Annotated in this window: 17 protein-coding genes and 1 pseudogene; 13 read left to right on the top strand and 5 right to left on the bottom strand. The window is 71.1% G+C overall.

Annotation, left to right across the window (positions count from 1 at the left end):
* Positions 1-186 (top strand): annotated as a pseudogene (locus BLW47_RS20345) (FAD-binding protein); the annotation flags it as partial.
* A gap of 128 nt (positions 187-314) precedes the next feature.
* On the opposite strand, the gene BLW47_RS20340 reads toward BLW47_RS20345, so the two are convergent.
* Positions 315-899, bottom strand: coding sequence for a TetR/AcrR family transcriptional regulator (locus BLW47_RS20340; protein ID WP_091560391.1), 585 nt, complete (start codon positions 897-899; stop codon positions 315-317).
* A gap of 157 nt (positions 900-1,056) precedes the next feature.
* Between BLW47_RS20340 and BLW47_RS20335 the strand changes: the two genes are divergently transcribed.
* From BLW47_RS20335 to BLW47_RS20280, 12 genes are all read left to right on the top strand, one after another.
* Positions 1,057-1,509, top strand: a complete 453-nt coding sequence (locus BLW47_RS20335) for a hypothetical protein (protein WP_091560388.1) — start codon at positions 1,057-1,059, stop codon at positions 1,507-1,509.
* Between the two features lie 56 nt (positions 1,510-1,565).
* Positions 1,566-2,783, top strand: a complete 1,218-nt coding sequence (locus BLW47_RS20330) for an ABC transporter substrate-binding protein (RefSeq protein ID WP_175543732.1) — start codon at positions 1,566-1,568, stop codon at positions 2,781-2,783.
* Between the two features lie 66 nt (positions 2,784-2,849).
* Complete coding sequence (locus BLW47_RS20325; protein ID WP_091560382.1) at positions 2,850-3,725, top strand: branched-chain amino acid ABC transporter permease; 876 nt, start codon at positions 2,850-2,852, stop codon at positions 3,723-3,725.
* Positions 3,722-4,750, top strand: coding sequence for a branched-chain amino acid ABC transporter permease (locus tag BLW47_RS20320; protein ID WP_091560378.1), 1,029 nt, complete (start codon positions 3,722-3,724; stop codon positions 4,748-4,750). The genes BLW47_RS20325 and BLW47_RS20320 overlap by 4 nt, the downstream gene beginning before the upstream one ends.
* Complete coding sequence (locus BLW47_RS20315) at positions 4,747-5,553, top strand: ABC transporter ATP-binding protein (RefSeq protein ID WP_091560374.1); 807 nt, start codon at positions 4,747-4,749, stop codon at positions 5,551-5,553. Before BLW47_RS20320 ends, BLW47_RS20315 begins: the two co-directional genes overlap by 4 nt.
* Entirely contained in the window at positions 5,540-6,238 is a 699-nt protein-coding gene (locus tag BLW47_RS20310; RefSeq protein WP_091560371.1) for an ABC transporter ATP-binding protein, read from the top strand. The genes BLW47_RS20315 and BLW47_RS20310 overlap by 14 nt, the downstream gene beginning before the upstream one ends.
* A gap of 15 nt (positions 6,239-6,253) precedes the next feature.
* Complete coding sequence (locus tag BLW47_RS20305) at positions 6,254-7,492, top strand: metal-dependent hydrolase family protein (protein WP_091560366.1); 1,239 nt, start codon at positions 6,254-6,256, stop codon at positions 7,490-7,492.
* A 26-nt stretch (positions 7,493-7,518) separates the two neighbouring features.
* Complete coding sequence (locus BLW47_RS20300) at positions 7,519-8,448, top strand: carbon-nitrogen hydrolase family protein (protein WP_091560362.1); 930 nt, start codon at positions 7,519-7,521, stop codon at positions 8,446-8,448.
* A gap of 28 nt (positions 8,449-8,476) precedes the next feature.
* Positions 8,477-9,406, top strand: coding sequence for a proline dehydrogenase family protein (locus BLW47_RS20295; protein WP_091560358.1), 930 nt, complete (start codon positions 8,477-8,479; stop codon positions 9,404-9,406).
* 19 nt (positions 9,407-9,425) lie between these two features.
* A complete protein-coding gene (gene pruA, locus BLW47_RS20290) occupies positions 9,426-11,051 on the top strand; it encodes an L-glutamate gamma-semialdehyde dehydrogenase (protein ID WP_091560354.1) in 1,626 nt (541 codons plus the stop codon).
* A gap of 226 nt (positions 11,052-11,277) precedes the next feature.
* Positions 11,278-12,912: a methyl-accepting chemotaxis protein gene (locus BLW47_RS25245; RefSeq protein WP_175543731.1), complete on the top strand. Its 1,635-nt coding sequence runs from the start codon at positions 11,278-11,280 to the stop codon at positions 12,910-12,912.
* 140 nt (positions 12,913-13,052) lie between these two features.
* Positions 13,053-14,114 (top strand): sugar ABC transporter substrate-binding protein, encoded by a 1,062-nt coding sequence (locus BLW47_RS20280; protein ID WP_091560350.1) that lies wholly within the window; start codon positions 13,053-13,055, stop codon positions 14,112-14,114.
* A gap of 86 nt (positions 14,115-14,200) precedes the next feature.
* On the opposite strand, the gene BLW47_RS20275 is transcribed toward BLW47_RS20280, so the two are convergent.
* From BLW47_RS20275 to BLW47_RS25240, 4 genes are read right to left on the bottom strand one after another with little or no spacing between them, the layout of a single operon-like run.
* Positions 14,201-15,637 carry a hypothetical protein gene (locus tag BLW47_RS20275; RefSeq protein ID WP_091560349.1) on the bottom strand — a complete coding sequence of 479 codons (1,437 nt, stop codon included), beginning with the start codon at positions 15,635-15,637 and terminating at the stop codon, positions 14,201-14,203.
* Positions 15,638-15,694: 57 nt separating this feature from the next.
* A complete protein-coding gene (locus BLW47_RS20270) occupies positions 15,695-16,258 on the bottom strand; it encodes a DUF3558 family protein (protein WP_217634908.1) in 564 nt (187 codons plus the stop codon).
* A complete protein-coding gene (locus BLW47_RS20265; protein WP_091560346.1) occupies positions 16,255-16,764 on the bottom strand; it encodes a hypothetical protein in 510 nt (169 codons plus the stop codon). The genes BLW47_RS20270 and BLW47_RS20265 overlap by 4 nt, the downstream gene beginning before the upstream one ends.
* Positions 16,752-17,048: a hypothetical protein gene (locus BLW47_RS25240; protein ID WP_175543730.1), complete on the bottom strand. Its 297-nt coding sequence runs from the start codon at positions 17,046-17,048 to the stop codon at positions 16,752-16,754. The genes BLW47_RS20265 and BLW47_RS25240 overlap by 13 nt, the downstream gene beginning before the upstream one ends.
* Positions 17,049-17,070: the final 22 nt, after the last annotated feature.

Below are 17,070 nucleotides of genomic sequence, written 5' to 3'. Positions count from 1 at the left end.
CTGTATGTGGCGCTGGGTATTTCCGGGGCGATCCAGCACCGGGCCGGGATGCAGACCTCGAAGACGATCGTGGCGGTCAACAAGGACGCCGAAGCACCGATCTTCGAACTGGCCGACTTCGGCGTGGTCGGCGACCTGTTCAAGGTCGTACCGCAGGCCGCCGAGGAAATCCGCAAGCGCAAGTAGTTGCCGCGGACGCGGCCGCCAAATAGGACGACACCCGTCCCATTTGGCGGCCGCGTACCGGGGATGATCTGCGTGATCAGGGTGCATCCGACGGGACGCGCCGGCGACACGCGCGAGCTACTCCCTGATCACGCGGATCTTGTGGGGGTGCAGATGCCGTGCATGAGGACGCCCATGATCGAGTTGGTGAGCTCCTGTGCCGGCGTGTCGTCGCGGGCCCAGACGAACGTGTAGATGAACAGGCCCAGGATGGACTCGACGAAGGCCAGGTCGATCGGCCGGAACTCGCCGCTGGCCGCTCCGTCGATCAGCACGCGCCGCCACCGGTCGAGGTACGCCTGACGTCGCCCGAGGACCTGCGTCTTGCCGTCCTGGCCGAGCGCGCTGTACTCGCGGAGGAACACGGTCCAGGCGGAGAGGTCCGCGGCCATCGCCTGACCGAGGTCGTCGCCGAGCGCGCGGAGCTTCGTGGTGGCGTCCGTGTCGGCGGCGAGGATGCGGTCGCTGCTGGCGAGGACCCGGTCGATCGGTTCGAGCATGATCTCCAGCAGCAACTGCTCCTTGCTGGCGATGTGGTGGTAGAGACCGCCCTTGCCGAGCCCTACCGCGTCGAGGAGCTCGGACAGTCCCGTGCCGTGGTAGCCCTGGCGGGCGAAGAGCGCCGCGCTCGCCGTCACGATGCGCGCCCGGGTGTCCTCGCCTCTGGTTGGCATGGTCGTCCCTTTCCTGCGCCAGCGTTGCTTCCAAAACGGCGCGTTACGTTTTCATTTCCACACTACCAACCGACCGGTCGGTCCGGTACGGTCCTCCTCAACACCGACTGATCGGTCGGTGACGGTCCGTAGTGGTCGTCGAAGCAGGGGGGAAGCCGTGCCGAACGCCGACACACAGCCCGAGCTGCGCGTCGTCCACGACGCGCTGGCGTCCGCCCTGGCTGGACGCTCCGACCTGTACGTCCGGTGGGGCCCGGAGCTCGCCCGGGATCCGTCCGCGGCCGCGGCGGCGCTGCGCGCCGCCGGGGCGAGCTGGGATTGGGTCGCGCTCGGCTTCTCCGCCCGGTCCTTCTGGGATCTGCACGTGGGGATCCTGCCGGTCGAATCCGGCTACTCGGTGGGGCTGCACTGGACCTCCGCGGTGGACCAGGACGTCCACCCCTGGGCGCCGATCGCGGTGCCGCGGGGAGAGCTGCGGTACGCCACGGTGGCCGGAGAGTACCAACTGCTGTGCACCGATGCCAACGGCGTCGCGGTCCACAGTACCCAGTCCACTGCCGACGCGGCCCTGGAGATCGCGGCGCGGGTCCTTCCGAGGATCGGCGCGTGACGGCCACACCCGGCAGCGGTGTTCGCATGATCAGGTTGCAGCATGAGGGAGTAGACATGCGGTTGAAGAGGGCGCTGGTCGCCGCCACGTTGGCGGGCGCCAGTCTGCTGTTCGCCGGGTGCGGTGGCTCGTCGTCGGGCGGCGGTTCGAGTTCGGCGGCCAACGGGTGCGACGTGAAGGAGGTCGGCCCGGGCGTCACGGACAGCGAGATCAAGGTCGGCACCACCATGCCGTTGTCCGGCTCCGGCGCCGCCGGCGGTCTCGGCACGAAGGAGGGCCAGGAGGCCTACTACGCCAAGCTGAACGCCGAGGGCGGCATCCAGGGTCGGAAGATCAAGCCGATCATCCTGGACGACGCGTACGACCCCTCGACCGCGCAGAAGCAGATGCGCCAGCTGGTCGAAAAGGAGGAGATCCTCGTCGTCTCCGGCGGCGAGGGCACCCCGAACTTCCTCGGCGCCGTGCCGTACCTGGACCGCAAGAAGGTCCCGGCGATCGCGCCGTACGCCCCCAGCGACGAGCTCGGCGGCGACAAGAACCCGTACGTGTTCATGGCGACGGTGGACTACATCCAGGAATTCGAGATCCTGACGAACTACGTGCTCAAGCAGGAGACGCCGAAGAAGATGGCGCTGGTCGGCGTCGCCGGCAACGTCGGCGAGAACGCCAAGCTGGGCATGGAGAAGGCGCTCAAGGACAAGGGCGTCGAGCTGCTGTACGTGCCGGAAACGCCGGGCACCACGGACTTCACCCCGATCGCCACGCAGCTCAAGCAGTTCAACGCCGAGCACGTCTTCCTGATCCTCACCAACGCCGACACCGGCGGCCTGCTGCAGGCGATGTCCCGGATCGGCTACACCCCGAAGACCGGCGCGTGGGCCGGGATGAGCGACGACTCCTACATCAAGGAGTTCGGCGCGCTGTCGCAGAACATGCTCGTCGCCCTGGAGACCGCCTCGCTGAAGAGCGAGAACGCTCAGGTGAAGCAGTTCGTCGCGGACTTCACCAAGCAGACCGGCAAGGCGCCGAGCAAGTTCAACCAGCTCGGCTGGGTGCAGGCGCAGCTGACCGCCGAGGCGCTCAAGCGGGCCAAGGGCCTCAACCGCGGCTGCGTGATCGAGGCGCTGGAGTCGTTCTCCAACTTCGAGACCGGCATCGTCCCGCCCGTCACCTGGGGCAAGGACGACCGCGCCGGCGTCGACGCGGTCGGCATCGGCCAGATCAAGGGCACGGAGCTCGTCGTTCTCGAAGAGACCCAGTCCCTGCAGAAGTGACCCCTCCGGTGGTGGGGCGGGCGCGTCCCGCCCCACCACCGGGCCAGCACGAGACCAGGAGTCCACGTGGGTGACCTCGGTCAGATCCTCGTCGGCGGCATCACCACCGGCAGTCTCTATGCGCTGTTCCTGCTGGGCGTACTGATCGTCTTCCAGGTCAGCAAGAGCATCAACTTCGCGTACGGTCAGGTCGGCATGATCGCCGCCTTCAGCGCGTGGTTCCTCTACTCCGAGCAGGGCCTCCCGGTGCCGTTGGCGCTGGGCGTCGGCGTGCTGCTCGCCGTCATCGTCAACAGCGCGATCGACTACGCCGCGATCCGGCGGATCCCGGAGGGACGCCCCGGCCTCGACCTGGTGGTCACCCTCGGTATCTTCCTGCTCATCACGGCCGTCATGCAGCAGCTGATCGACGCCAACGCGCACACCTTCGTCTCGCTGGGCGCGGACAGCCGCGCCGAGCTGGGCGGCGTCGTGGTCAGCCTCAACGACGGCATCGTCGTCGGCCTGACCGTCACGATCATCGTGGGGGCGTACCTGCTGCTGAACCGCACCAGCCTCGGCACGTCGCTGCGGGCCAGCGCCGAGGACGCCGGCATCGCCCAGGCGGCCGGCGTGAACGTGCGGGCGCTGCGGACCGCCACCTGGGCCGCGGCCGGCGTGATCGCCGCGATCGTGGCCGTGCTGGTCGCCAGCCGGCTCTCGGTCGACGCCTTCTACATGACGCCGTTCCTGATCAAGGCCTTCATCGCCGGGATGATCGGCGGCCTCGACCGGTTCTGGCTGCCGCTGTCGGTCGCCGTGGCGCTCGGCGTCTACGAGTCGCTGACCGTGTTCATTCTCGGCGCCAGCGCCGGCACGCCCGCGGTCTTCCTGCTGATCATCGTCGTGCTGGCCCTGGTGCCGAAGCGGTTCGTCAACGAGCGGAACGAGGTGCGGGCATGACAGGCGCCACCATCACCCGACCGCGGCGCAGCGCGCAGCCGCCGGCAACGGGACGCGGCGCGGGCGCACGGCGGATCCTCACCCGGGTGGCGGTCTTCGCGGTGATCGCGGCCGTCCCGCCGCTGCTCTTCGACGACTACTGGGTGTTCATGTCGGCGCAGGTGCTCGCGTTCGCGGTCGCCACGCTGGGGCTGGACATCCTGTACGGGCGCACCGGCCAGATGTCGTTGGCGCACGCCTCGTTCATGGGCGTCGGCGCGTACACCACCTACATCGTCTCCTCGTACGGCCACGGCCCGGCGATCCAGCTCGGCGCGGTCGTCGTGGTGGCGCTGCTCGCCGCGCTGGTCGTCGCGGTGCCCACGTTGCGGCTGTCCGGTCTGCGGCTGGCGCTGGTCACGCTGGCCTTCGGCGAGCTGCTGGCCTGGGTGATCCGGGAGACCACCGACCTCACGGGTGGCACCCAGGGCGCCTCGGTGGACCCGATCGTGATCGGCACCTGGGACTCCAGCGAGCCGCTGCACGCGTACCTGATCGCGCTGGTCCCGGCGGCGATCGCGACCCTGCTCGCCGCCCACCTGGGCCGCACCCAGCTGGGCCGCCGGATGCTCGCCGTGCGCGACACCGAGCTGGCCGCCGAGTCGGTCGGGGTGGCGGTGGCCCGGACGAAGATCACGGCGTTTTTGATCAGCGCCGTCTACGCCGGCATCGCCGGCTGGCTGTACGCCGCGATCGTCGGGTTCATCGCGCCGCCGGACTTCGACCTGTTCGCCTCGGTGTACCTGTTCGTCGCCGTGGTGATCGGGGGAGCGGGCACCGTGCTCGGGGCCTGGCTCGGCGCCGCCTACATCGTGCTGGTGCCGGAGCTGTTCACGCTGGCCGGCCAGCCGAACCTCTACCCGATCGTGGGCGGCGCGCTGCTGGCGGTCGTGGCGCTGCTGGTGCCGGACGGGATCGTCGGATTGGGCCGCGGCCTCTGGCGACGGGTCAGGGGCGCGCGCGGTGGACAGGAGGGATCGCGATGAGCCGGACGGCCACGCACAACACCGTCGCCCCGGCGGTCCGGACCGAGGGCCTCACCGTCCGGTACGGCGCCTTCCAGGCGCTCTCCGACGTGACGGTGTCGCTGCCGGCCGGTCAGATCAGCGGCCTGATCGGGCCGAACGGGGCCGGCAAGACGACGCTGCTCAACGCGATCAGCGGGTTCACGTCGATCGCCGAGGGCTCGGTGCACGTCGGCCACGCCGACCTCACCGCGCTCGACGCCCGTCGCCGCGCCCTGGCCGGGGTGGTCCGCGGCTTCCAGACCGTGCGGCTGCTGGACCGCGAATCCGTGCTGACCAACGTGCTGATCGGCACCGAGCGGCTGCCGCAGCCGTCCGCGCTCGCGCAGTTCTTCGGGCTGCCGTCGCAGTGGCGGGCCGGTCGGCGCGACACCGCGGCCGCCGCCGAGGTGCTCGACCTGCTGGGCCTGACCGGGCAGGCGCACCGCCGGGTGGACGAGCTGCCGTTCGCCAGCCGCCGCCTCGTCGAGGTCGCCCGGGTCCTGGTCTCCTCGCCGTCGGTGATCCTGCTGGACGAGCCGGCGGCCGGGCTGGACCAGGAGGGCCGGCAGGAGCTGGCCGCGGTGCTCACCCGGGTGCACCACAACCACCCCTCGACCATGGTCGTGGTCGAGCACGACGTCGATCTGGTCAAGAGTCTCTGCTCCTACGTCATCGCTCTCGACTCCGGCGCCTTCCTGCGGGACGGCACCCCGGCCGAGGTCTTCGGTGACCGGCAGGTGCAGCTCGCGTACTTCGGGAGGGCCGCCGGTGCTGACGCTTGATTCGGTGAAGGGCTGGTACGGGCGTACGCAGGCGCTGTTCGGGGTCGACCTGCACGTCGCGCCCGGCAAGACGGTCGCGCTGGTCGGCACGAATGGCGCGGGCAAGACCACGACGCTGCGGGCGATCCTCGGCGCGGTCCGGACCGAGGGATCGGTGCGGGTCGACGGCGAGGAGATCTCGGCCAAGCCCACGCACCGGCGGGTCAACGACCACCGCATCGCGATCGTCCACGAGGGACGCGGGCTGCTGTCCCAGCTGACCGTGCTGGAGAACCTCGTCGTCGGGGCGAACCGCGCCGAACGGGCGCGCATCGGCGAGGTGCTGGAGCTGTTCCCGGTGCTGCGGGACCGGACCCACCAGAAGGTGTCGCTGCTCTCCGGCGGCCAGCAGCAGATGGTCGCGCTCGGCCGGGCGCTGCTGCGCGACCCGAAGTACCTGCTGCTGGACGAGCCCGGACTGGGGCTCGCGCCGGTCGTGATCGACGAGATCTACACCTACATCGCGGAACTCTGCTCCCGCGGAATGGGCGTGCTGCTGGTCGAGCAGAGCGTGACCCGGGCCGCCAGCGTCGCCGACGAACTCGTGCTGCTGCGCGTCGGCGCCGTCGACCGCGTCGTCGACACCCGCGACCGCGAACGGGTCGACCAACTCGTCGCCGACGCGTTCGGCGTCCACCACTCGTAACGGAAGGCACCCCTAGTGACCACCATCGCACTCACCAACGCCACCGTGTTCGACGCGACCGGCGCCGAACCCGTCGAGGGCGCCACCGTCGTGGTCGACGGCGAGCACATCGTCGACATCGCGGTCGGCGGCGCGGCGCCGGCCAGCGCCGACAAGGTGATCGACTGCGCCGGCAAGACCGTCATGCCCGGCCTGATGGACGCCCACGTCCACATTGGCGCGATTGACGTCAACATCCTCGAGCAGCACCGCAACTACCAGACCAGCCACGCGGCGCTCAAGATGGGGCGCATCCTCACCCGGACCCTGATGCAGGGCTACACCACGGTGCGCGACGCCGGCGGCTGCGACGCGGGCTTCCGGCAGGCCGTGGAGCAGGGCGACATCCTCGGCCCCCGGCTGCTGGTGTCGAACGCCCCGCTGTCGATGACCGGCGGGCACGCCGACTGGCGGCGCCCGACCGAGCGCGGCAAGGCCGTCGAGTGCTGCTCCCAGGTGGGCATGAACGCGATCGTCGCCGACGGCCCGGAGGAGATCCGCAAGGGCGTCCGGGAGAACATCCGCACCGGCGCCGACCAGATCAAGGTGATGGCCAGCGGCGGCGCGATGTCCCCGGCCGACGAGCTGGACACCATCCAGTACAGCCTGGAGGAGCTGCGGATGGCGGTCCAGACCGCCGAGGCGGCCGGCAAGTACGTGCTGGCGCACGCGTACTCCTCCTCCGCGATCCGCAACTGCATCGCCGCCGGGGTGCGGTCGATCGAGCACGGCAACCTGATGGACGAGGAGACCGCGAAGCTGCTCGCCGAGGTCGGCACCTACCTGGTGCCGACGCTGTCGACCTACGAGCTGCTGCACCGCCAGGGCGCCGAGCACGGGGTCGCCGCGGAGCCGCTGGAGAAGATCCGGATGGCGCACGAGCAGGGTCTGCGCTCGCTCGAGTACGCCTACCGGGCCGGTGTCCGCATCGCCAGCGGCTCCGACCTGCTCGGTCCGATGTTCGCGCACAAGCACCGCGAGCTGTCGCTCAAGGCCGAGGTGATGCCCGCCGCGGACGTGCTGATCGCGACCACCCGCACGAACGCCGAGCTGTTCGGCCTGGCCGACCGCCTCGGCACGGTCGAGGTCGGCAAGCTCGCCGACCTGATCGTGGTCGACGGCCGGCCCTGGGAGGACATCAATGTCTTCGCCGCGCCGACCGCCGTGCCCGTCGTCCTCAAGGGCGGCGCGCTGGTCAAGTACGAGCTCGTCTGAACTCATTTCGTACAGGAGGAAATGCAATGGCTCCCGTGACGCTGGCCGCCGCGAACGTCCGCATCGAGCACGACAAGGCGCGCAACCTGGCGAAGTTCCTCGAGATGATCGACGAAGCCGCGACCAAGGGTGTCGACGTGCTCGTGCTGCCCGAGGTCGGGCTGCAGGGGTACGCGGATTTCGCGTTCGGTCTCGGTGACAAGGGCACCGCCGCCCAGAAGCAGTACTACTTCCGCGAGTCCGAGCCGGTGCCCGGCCCCGCCACCGAGGCGATCCGCGCCAAGGCCGCCGAGCACGGCATGTACGTCCAGCTCGGGCTCGCCGAGCGCGCCGGGCACGGCAACGTCATCCTCAACTCGACCGCGCTGATCGGCCCGGACGGTGTGGTGGGCGTGTACCGCAAGACGCACAACACGTTCGAGTTCCCGTACTTCAACGCCGGGCAGTCCGCTCCGGTCTTCGACCTGCCGTTCGCGAAGGCCGCCAGCTTGATCTGCTACGACCTGGCGTTCCCCGAGCTGATGCGGGTCTTCGCGCTGCAGGGCGCGACGCTCGGCCTGATGTCCACGGCGTGGCCGATGAAGGGCCACGACCCGGCCGACGACTACCACGGCTTCGCGATGGACCTCTCCGCCCAGGCGAACGCGTTCTTCAACCAGATGTGGCTGGTCGTCTCCAACCACTGCGAGAAGGGCGTCTACACCGCCGGCGTCGACTACTGGGGCCACAGCCAGATCGTCGACCCGTACGGCAAGGTCGTCGCGCTGCTCACCGACGAGGAGGGCCTGGTCGTGCACACCGCCGACCTCGACGCGACGACGCTGGCCAGCCGGACCGAGGGGTTCTTCGGGCTGAACCTGCTGCAGGACCGCCGCCCGGACCTGTACGGCCCGATCGTCGCCACCGACCTCTACGCCCCGAGCGACCGGCCCGCGCCGCGCGCGTCGGCCGAGTAACCCACCACGTCAACGAAGGGCATTTTCTGTGCTCCGCCAGGCCATCCTCAAGACCGCGGCCAGCCACCGCGCGCGGCGGGCGATCGAAGCCACGCCGCTCACCCGGTCCGTCGTGGACCGCTTCGTCGCCGGGGAGGACGTTCCCGCCGCCGTACGGGCGTCGGGGCGGCTCCAGACCTCCGGGTGTCTCGCCACCCTGGACTACCTCGGTGAGGACACCACCGACCGCGCGCGGGCCGACCACGTGACCCGGCAGTACGTCGCGCTGCTCGACGCGCTCGCCGTGGCCGGGCTGACCGGCACGGCGGAGGTGTCCATCAAACTCTCCGCGCTCGGTCAGGCCCTGCCCCGCGAGGGCGAGGCGGTGGCGCTGGAGAACGCGCTGCGGATCTGCGCGGCGGCCGCCCGGGCCGGCACGACGGTCACGGTGGACATGGAGGACCACACCACCACGGACTCGACCCTCGGGATCGTGGCGCAGCTGCGGCGCGAGTTCCCGCAGACCGGCGCGGTGATCCAGGCGTACCTGCACCGCAGCGAGGCCGACTGCCGGGAGCTGGCGACCGCCGGGTCGCGGGTGCGGCTCTGCAAGGGGGCGTACCGGGAGCCGGCGAGCGTGGCGTACCAGTCCCGCGCCGAGGTGACCGCGGCGTACCTGCGGTGCGCCGAGATCCTGATGGGCGGCCCCGGCTACCCGATGCTCGCCACCCACGACCCGGAGATCATCGAGGCGGGGACGCGGCTGGCGGCGGGACGCGCCGGCGGCCACGCGGGGTACGAGTTCCAGATGCTGTACGGCATCCGCCCGGGGGAGCAGGCGCGGCTCGCCGAGGCGGGCCACCAGGTCCGGGTGTACGTGCCGTTCGGTGAGGAGTGGTACGGCTACCTGATGCGGCGCCTCGCGGAGCGTCCGGCCAACCTGCTGTTCTTCCTCCGTGCCCTGACCAGCCGCAACTAACCAGGAGTAACCCACCTTCATGGACGCGATCACCAACGTCCCGCTCCCCGTCAACGAGCCCAACCAGACGTACGCCCCCGGCAGCCCGGAGCGTGCCCGCCTGGTCGAGAAGCTGGCCGAGCTGGCCGGCGAGCGGGTCGAGTTCGACATGACGATCGGCGGCCGGCGCCGGATGGGCACCGGCGACCCGATCGACGTCGTCCAGCCGCACCGCCGCCACCACGTACTCGGCACGCTGCGCAACGCCAGCCACGACGACGCCTGGGCGGCGGTCACCGCGGCGAAGGACGCCGCCGCCGGATGGCGGGCGCTGTCGTTCGACGACCGCGCGGCGGTCTTCCTCAAGGCCGCGGACCTGCTGGCCGGGCCGTGGCGGGAGACGCTGAACGCCGCCACCATGCTCGGGCAGTCGAAGACCGCGTACCAGGCCGAGATCGACTCGGCGTGCGAACTGATCGACTTCTGGCGGTTCAACGTGCACTTCGCGCGGCAGCTCCTCGCCGAGCAGCCGCAGTCCTCGCCCGGCGTCTGGAACCGCACCGACCACCGCCCGCTGGAGGGCTTCGTCTACGCGATCACGCCGTTCAACTTCACGGCGATCGCCGGGAACCTGCCCACCGCGCCCGCGCTGATGGGCAACACGGTGGTGTGGAAGCCGTCACCGACGCAGCAGCTCAGCGCGGCGTGGACGATGCGGCTGCTGGAGGCCGCCGGCCTGCCACCCGGAGTGATCAACATGGTGACCGGCGACGGCCTGGCCGTCTCCGACGTCGCGCTCGCCGACCCGGACCTGGCCGGCATCCACTTCACCGGTTCGACCCGGACGTTCCAGCACCTGTGGCGCACGGTGGGGGAGCGGATCGGCAGCTACCGCAGCTACCCGCGGATCGTGGGCGAGACCGGCGGCAAGGACTTCATCGTCGCGCACCCGTCGGCCGATCCCGACGTGCTGCGCACCGCGATGGTCCGGGGCGCGTTCGAGTTCCAGGGGCAGAAGTGCTCGGCCGCGTCGCGGGCGTACGTGCCGCGGTCGCTGTGGGCGCGGCTGCGCGACGACTTCCTCGCCGAGGTGGAGTCGCTGACGATGGGCGACGTCACCGACCTGTCCCACTTCATGGGTGCGGTGATCGACGAGCGCGCCTTCGTCAAGCACCGGGACGCGATCGAGCGGGCCCGCGCGGCGTCCAGCGCCGAGATCGTCGCCGGTGGCACCTACGACGACAGCGAGGGCTGGTTCGTCCGGCCCACGGTCATCCAGAGCACCGACCCGGCGGGCGAGGTCTTCACGACCGAGTACTTCGGACCCATTCTCGCGGTGCACGTCTACGACGACGGCGGGTACGACGACATGCTGGCCCAGATGGAGTCGGCGTCCCCGTACGGGCTGACCGGGTCGGTGATCGCCCAGGACCGCGCCGCGATCGCCCGGACCGCCGAGGCGCTGCGGTTCGCGGCGGGGAACTTCTACGTCAACGACAAGCCGACCGGCGCCGTCGTGGGTCAGCAGCCGTTCGGCGGGGGACGGGCCAGCGGGACCAACGACAAGGCCGGTTCCGCGCTCAACCTGCTGCGGTGGACCAGCGCGCGCTCCATCAAGGAGACATTCGTGCCGGCGACGGACTACCGGTACCCGCACATGGGCTGATCGCCCCGGAAACCGCTCGTCGTCCGCCCTTCGTGGCGCGGGCGACGAGCGGTGTTTTATTACACTTTGAAAGTATATGCTCCCTTTGTGTTCATGATCACTTTCGCCCCCCAGTGGCCTCAGTCACGTTCCCGCCCCGCCGATCAGGCAGTCGGCAGATAGACGGTGTCGAGCCGGAGGCGGCCTTCGACTCGACCGGACACCAGGGATCGGAAGTGGCGGCCAGATGGGCACTGACACCACCGCACGCAGACGAGGCATCAGCTGGTTCGCCGACCGGAGTCTGACGACGAAGCTGTTGGCCAGCGTGCTGGTCGCGTGCCTGACGACCGGGGTCGTGCTGGCCGTCGCGCTGTTCCGGATGGCGACGCTGCGGGACAGCGCCCGCGAGATCCAGACCAAGGCCATCACCCCGATCGTCAACCTGAACGTGATCCGGCAGGCGTACCTGCAGGCCCAGGTCGACAGCCTGGCGGGCCAGACGCTGTCGCAGGACGCCGGCAGCGCCGAGCACGCGGCATGGCTCAAGAGCATCACGGTGATGAACAAGGCGCTGGCCGACTACGGCGACACGCAGCTGAACAACCGGACACTGACCGAGGAGGAGTCCGCCACCCTCAACCAGCTCACCATGGACTGGAACGCCTTCAACGAGATCGTCAGCGGCGAGCTGATCCCGATGGGCTGGGCGGGCAAGGAACGGGAGGTCGCGGCGGTCCGCGCGCAGAAGGTCAACCCGCTCTCCGCGCAGATCCAGGGCAACCTCGACAAGCTGACCACCAGCTCGCAGGAGCGCGTGACCGCGCAGATGCAGGCCAACGCCGACGCGTACGACAGCGCGCTCGCCACGGTCATCGTGACCGCCGTCGTCGGGATCCTGCTCGCCGTCCTGCTCGCGCTGCTCACCGTCCGCGCGATCATCGCCAACGTGCGCCGCGTGTCGGCGGTGGTGGACCGGATCGCCGAGGGCGACCTGACGCGGTCGGCCGACGTCGGCGCCGGCGACGAACTGGGCCAGATGGCCCGCGGGCTGGACGCCGCCACGGCGCGGCTGCGGGAGATGGTCGGCGCGGTCGCCGTCAGCGCCCAGACCCTCGCCGGTTCCGGCGAGGAGCTTACCGCCGTCAGCCAGCAGATCGCCGCGTCTGCCGAGCAGACCTCGACGCAGGCCGGCGTCGTCTCCGGCGCCGCCGACGACATCAGCCGGAACGTGCAGACGCTGGCCGCGGGCGCCGAGCAGATGGGCGCCTCCATCGGCGAGATCTCCTCGAACGCCACCGAGGCGGCCCGGGTCGCGCAGGACGCGGTGCACGCGGCGTCGTCGGCCAGCACGACGATCAACCAGCTCGGCACGTCGTCCGCGGAGATCGGTAACGTCGTCAAGCTGATCACCTCGATCGCCGAGCAGACCAACCTGCTGGCCCTCAACGCGACGATCGAGGCGGCCCGCGCCGGCGAGGCCGGCAAGGGCTTCGCGGTCGTGGCCAGCGAGGTCAAGGACCTGGCACAGGAGACCGCCCGCGCCACCGAGGACATCGCGCGACGGGTCACCGCGATCCAGGACGACGCCGGGCACGCCGTCGAGGCGATCCGCCGCATCGGCGACGTGATCGGCCGGATCAACGACTACTCCACGATGATCGCCTCGGCGGTCGAGGAGCAGAGCGCGACCACCAGCGAGATGGTGCGCAACGTGGCCGAGGCGTCCACCGGCGCGGCCAACATCGCCGGCAACATCACGGGCGTGGCCGCCGCGGCGCAGGCGACGAACACCGGCATGACCGAGACGCACCGGGCCGCGGCCGACCTGGCCCGGATGAGTGGCGAGCTGCAGCAGCTCGTCGGTCGCTTCGCATACTGACCGGTGGCCGGCGCCCGGCCACGGGCGTTCCCGTCACCACCGCCGCGCGGCCGGCGCCGTCGCGCCGCAGCGGTTGGTCTGCTGACTTCCGAAACGGTGCCCGGGACGCCCGGGCACACCGATCCACAGCTGGAGAAGAGATGGCGAACAAGAGGCGGGGCGCGCCCCTGGCGGTGTGCGCACTGATGCTCGGCGTCGGCGCGTTGACCGCGTGCGGCAAGCCGAGCGACGCGGCGGGCTCCGACAAGCCCCTCATCGGGGTGTCCATGCGGTTCATCGCCGGCAACTCGTGGCTGTCCACACTGAACAAAGCGACCGTCGACGCGGGCAACGAGCAGGGCTACCGGGTCCTGGCCGTCGACGCGCAGGGCGACGCGGCGCGCCAGGTCCAGCAGATGAAGTCCTTCATCGCGCAGGGCGCCAAGGCGATCATCATCGAGCCGGTGCACGACAAGGACGTCGCGGCCGGGATCACCGCCGCCAAGGACGCGGGCGTCAAGGTCGTCGTGGTCAACGACCGGGTCGCCGACGAGCTGGCCACGCAGGTCGCCTGCAACGTGTACGACGACGGCGCCGCCACGGCGAAGCTGGTCGGCGCGGAGACCGCCAAGGCGATCGCGAGCCGGAAGCCGGCAGGTTCAACGATCAAGCTCTACATCCAGGCGCTCTTCCCCGACGAGCTGGTGACGCAGACCCGGGAGAACGGCTTCATGGCGGGCTGGAACGAGTACTTCCAGGCGCACCGCGGCTACAAGATCGTGCGTATCCCGAACAACTACGGCGAGGCGCAGCCCGACAAGACGCTGGCCGCGATGCGCGGCGTGCTTACCGCGCACCCCGACATCGACGTGGTCTTCAACCAGACCGACGTCGTGATGCCCTCGGTGAAGGAGGCGCTGAAGAGCGCCCGGCTGATGAAGGCCGACGGCAGCTCGACGGTGCTGCTCGCCGGCTTCGACGGGGGCATGGACGTCGTGCGCGACATGGCCGACAACCCGCGCTCGCCGGCGGTCGCCGACGGCCTGAACCAGCCGCCGACGCAGGCCGCGTACTCCGTGGAAGAGGCGATTGCGGCGATCAAGGGGACCCAGACCGGCCAGTGCGCCGGCTCGCCGCCCACCCGCATCGTTCCGCCCAAGATCGCGACGCCGCAGAACGCGAAGGAGCTGGTGAACCCCGACCTCAAGTTCGCCGGAGCCTGAGCGGGGGCACGAACCAAAACAGCGGAGCACCGTGGACCCACCCACGGCGCTCCGCTGTCGTTCGATGAGCGGGGCCCGAGCGCCCGCTATCGGCACAGCTTCACGTCGGGTTGGACGACGTACTTCTGGTAGACGCTGTCCACCTTCCCGATCCCGCCGCGTTGTTCGATCGGGGTGGCGTTGAACAGGTCCAGGAACGCGTTGATCGCCTTGGCGAGGTAGCCGGGGATCGTGTAGCCGACGCCGTAGTCGGTCCAGATCCCGAGCTGCGCGCCGCGGCACAGCGCCAGCGGCGCGCCCGCCGCCGAGCCGACCGTCAGCCCGACCGTGGTGGTCAGGGTGGCGTAGAGGCCGGCGGTGAAGCCGAACGCCCCGAGCCCGAGGCGGAACGCCGCCTGGTGGGTCACGATGATGCCGTTGACGCCGACCGACGGGCCGGTCATCGAGTCCACGATGCTGTTGCGGACCGCGAAGGAGCCGGGCAGCTGCGGGCTGAACGAGCCGTTGGCGTAGCCGAAGCCGAGCGCGCCGGAAAGCGACCACTCGGCGCTCGCCTTGATGTTGCCGTCCCTGGCGCTGAACGCCGTTTGCACACCGATGGTCTGGCTGGCGGTGGCGCTGAACGGCACGCCGAGCACCTCGCCGATCGGCACGCTGAAGTCGACCGGGACCGCCAGGCGTTTGTTGACGTTGCGGCGGGCCGTGGTGGCGGCCGCGATGTCGAGCCGGAGCCCGACCATTCCACGGACCTGCAGCTGCGCCCGAAGCACCCGCCCGCCGCGGATCTCCAGATGGAAACTGGCCGACGGGCTGCCCATGAGCAGCGTCGCGCTGCCGGCGATCCGAACGTCTCCGCCGTCGTAGCTGAACCGCGCGCCCACCCCGCCCGCGCAGCAGACCGGCGTGACCCGGAAGCCCGGCGACGGTGCGGAGCGCCCGATCGCGGCCACGGCCGGGCGGAGCGCCGACGGGCCCGCCGGAAGGTTCCGCACCGCCGCCGTGCGCGTCACGCCCTCCGGCGTCCGGGCCGACGGGAACTCGCCCGGCCCGGCGTCGAGTTCGGCCCAGAACGGGGAGTCCGCCTCGTACCGGACCGGGGTGTCGAGCGGGCGGTCGCCGCTGAACACGCCGTCCCGGATCACCTCGGTGATGTCGACCGGTCCCAGCGTGACGGCCAGGTCGCGGCCGTCCCGCCGCACGTCGAGCACGCGCCCGACCGCCCGGCCCGTCAGGAACATGATCCGGCCCCGCGCCACCTCGTCGGCGCCGTCGGCCCCGGGGTCGATCCGCCAGGTCAACGCGTCGTCGGACACGGACCGCACGGCCGCGCCGCCGCCGGCGACCAGCACGACCTCCGGTTGGTAGGTGACCTCCGGATGCCGCGTCGGCGCGGCGCCGTACCGCTGATCGGCGCCGGTGCCGCCCGCGCCGGAACCGGCCGGCCCGGCCCCGCCGCAGCCGGCCGTCGCGACCAGCACGACGACCGCGCCCACCGCGACGCCGGCGCCACCCAGCCATCCCATTGAGGATCCACCTCCCGCGCCCCGGGGCGCCTCGTCACCGTCCGACTGGCCGTGCGCTCAAAGCCGGCCCGCGACCGTCCGGGCCAACTCCGCCAGCGGCTTGCGGTACGCGGCCGCATCGTCGAGCCGGGTCAGCCGGATCGCGACCCAGACGCCGGAGGCATGGACGAAGACCGTGAAGTCCTCCGCGTACGCCTCGTCCCCGACCCCCGGCAGCGGCTGCAGGTCGTGCCCGAGCTCGCGGTCGATGTCGAGGAACTTCTTCGCCCCGTCGCCGACGAAGATCTCCACCTGGGCCGTCGGCCCGGTCGGCGGGCCGGGGTAGGTGCAGCTTTCCCGCACCGGCACCGCCTCCTCCAGCGGCGTCCCGGCCAGTTGTTCGGCCTCCTGTTCGGACACCAGGGCGCAGGGGTCGACCGCGCGTCCGGCCGCCGGCGTGGCCGAGCCGCCGTCCGGCGTGGCGGGCACAGCCGCCGACTGCGCGGCGTCCGCGACCGGCGGCCGCGTCGGGCGGTCCGCGCCGCCGCAACCGGTGAGCGCGGCGACGGCGAGCGCCACCGCCGCCGCGCGGGGCAGAGGTCCGGGGTACGTCATGGTGTCGTCGCCTCCGCGGGTGATCACTGGGGGAGAGCGTCGAGCAGTCGGGCCATCGCGTCCTCGTACCCGTTAGGGCTGGAGCCGAGGCGCTGGAACCTGTCCAGGGTGAAGGTGTAGGAGCCGTGGTCGGCGATGAGGACCGCCTCGGCTGCGATGTCCTTGACGGCGAGGTAGCCCTTCCGGCCACCGTCGAGGTCGGTCACCTTCGCGTACGTCTGCTCGGCCTGCTTGCGCTGGTAGTCGTAGGTCATCTCGCCGGCGAACCGGGTCGCGATGTTCACGGTGAGGGATGCGACCCCCTTGCCGTCGCCGAAGTGGCAGTTGCCCTGGTCGACCAGCTGCTGCCCGACGAGCTCCGCGGCCTTCGCCGCGGTGAACGGGCAGGGCGGTGGTGTCGCGCTGCCGTCACCGGCGAGCGGGCCGAGGTCGACGCCGCCGTCGGGCCCCGTCCCCGGGTCGGTGGAGTCGCCGCCGCAGCCGGCCAACGCGAGCATGGCCAGGCAGACGGCGGGCAGAATCAGTCGGCGCACCGGTTTTCCTCCGTTCTCCCGTCCGGCTTCCGCCGGGCCGGGTCGCTGCCCGGCGTGATCCACCGGGCAGGGTTGAGTCGGTCGACCCGCCAGCCGGCCGCCGCCGCCGCGGCGGCGACCGCGGCCGCGTCCGGACCCTCCACCAGCGCCAGCACCACGTCGTCGGCGGGCAGGTGGACGGCCGCGACCAGGCGCGTGTCGTCCGTGTCCAGGGCCGGCGGGGGCGGGGGCGCCCCCCTCCCCGAGCTGTCGTACTGCTCGATGGCGAACAATCGGCGGGTCACGATCCCGACGCTACGGAGCCGG

It is taken from the genome of Micromonospora pattaloongensis (genome assembly GCF_900107255.1).
GTDB lineage: Bacteria > Actinomycetota > Actinomycetes > Mycobacteriales > Micromonosporaceae > Micromonospora_I > Micromonospora_I pattaloongensis.
The sequence above is the reverse complement of the archived record's forward strand: the minus strand, read 5'-3'. Positions and strand labels throughout refer to the sequence as shown.

What these genes read in the sequence shown, in the direction of transcription:
- BLW47_RS20315 (WP_091560374.1), top strand. Translation starts at nt 4,747, where the DNA reads ATGAGCCGGACGGCCACGCACAACACCGTCGCCCCGGCGGTCCGGACC.
- BLW47_RS20300 (WP_091560362.1), top strand. Translation starts at nt 7,519, where the DNA reads ATGGCTCCCGTGACGCTGGCCGCCGCGAACGTCCGCATCGAGCACGAC.
- BLW47_RS25245 (WP_175543731.1), top strand. Translation starts at nt 11,278, where the DNA reads ATGGGCACTGACACCACCGCACGCAGACGAGGCATCAGCTGGTTCGCC.
- BLW47_RS20280 (WP_091560350.1), top strand. Translation starts at nt 13,053, where the DNA reads ATGGCGAACAAGAGGCGGGGCGCGCCCCTGGCGGTGTGCGCACTGATG.
- BLW47_RS20340 (WP_091560391.1), bottom strand. Translation starts at nt 899, where the DNA reads ATGCCAACCAGAGGCGAGGACACCCGGGCGCGCATCGTGACGGCGAGC.
- BLW47_RS20320 (WP_091560378.1), top strand. Translation starts at nt 3,722, where the DNA reads ATGACAGGCGCCACCATCACCCGACCGCGGCGCAGCGCGCAGCCGCCG.
- BLW47_RS20275 (WP_091560349.1), bottom strand. Translation starts at nt 15,637, where the DNA reads ATGGGATGGCTGGGTGGCGCCGGCGTCGCGGTGGGCGCGGTCGTCGTG.
- pruA (WP_091560354.1), top strand. Translation starts at nt 9,426, where the DNA reads ATGGACGCGATCACCAACGTCCCGCTCCCCGTCAACGAGCCCAACCAG.
- BLW47_RS20330 (WP_175543732.1), top strand. Translation starts at nt 1,566, where the DNA reads ATGCGGTTGAAGAGGGCGCTGGTCGCCGCCACGTTGGCGGGCGCCAGT.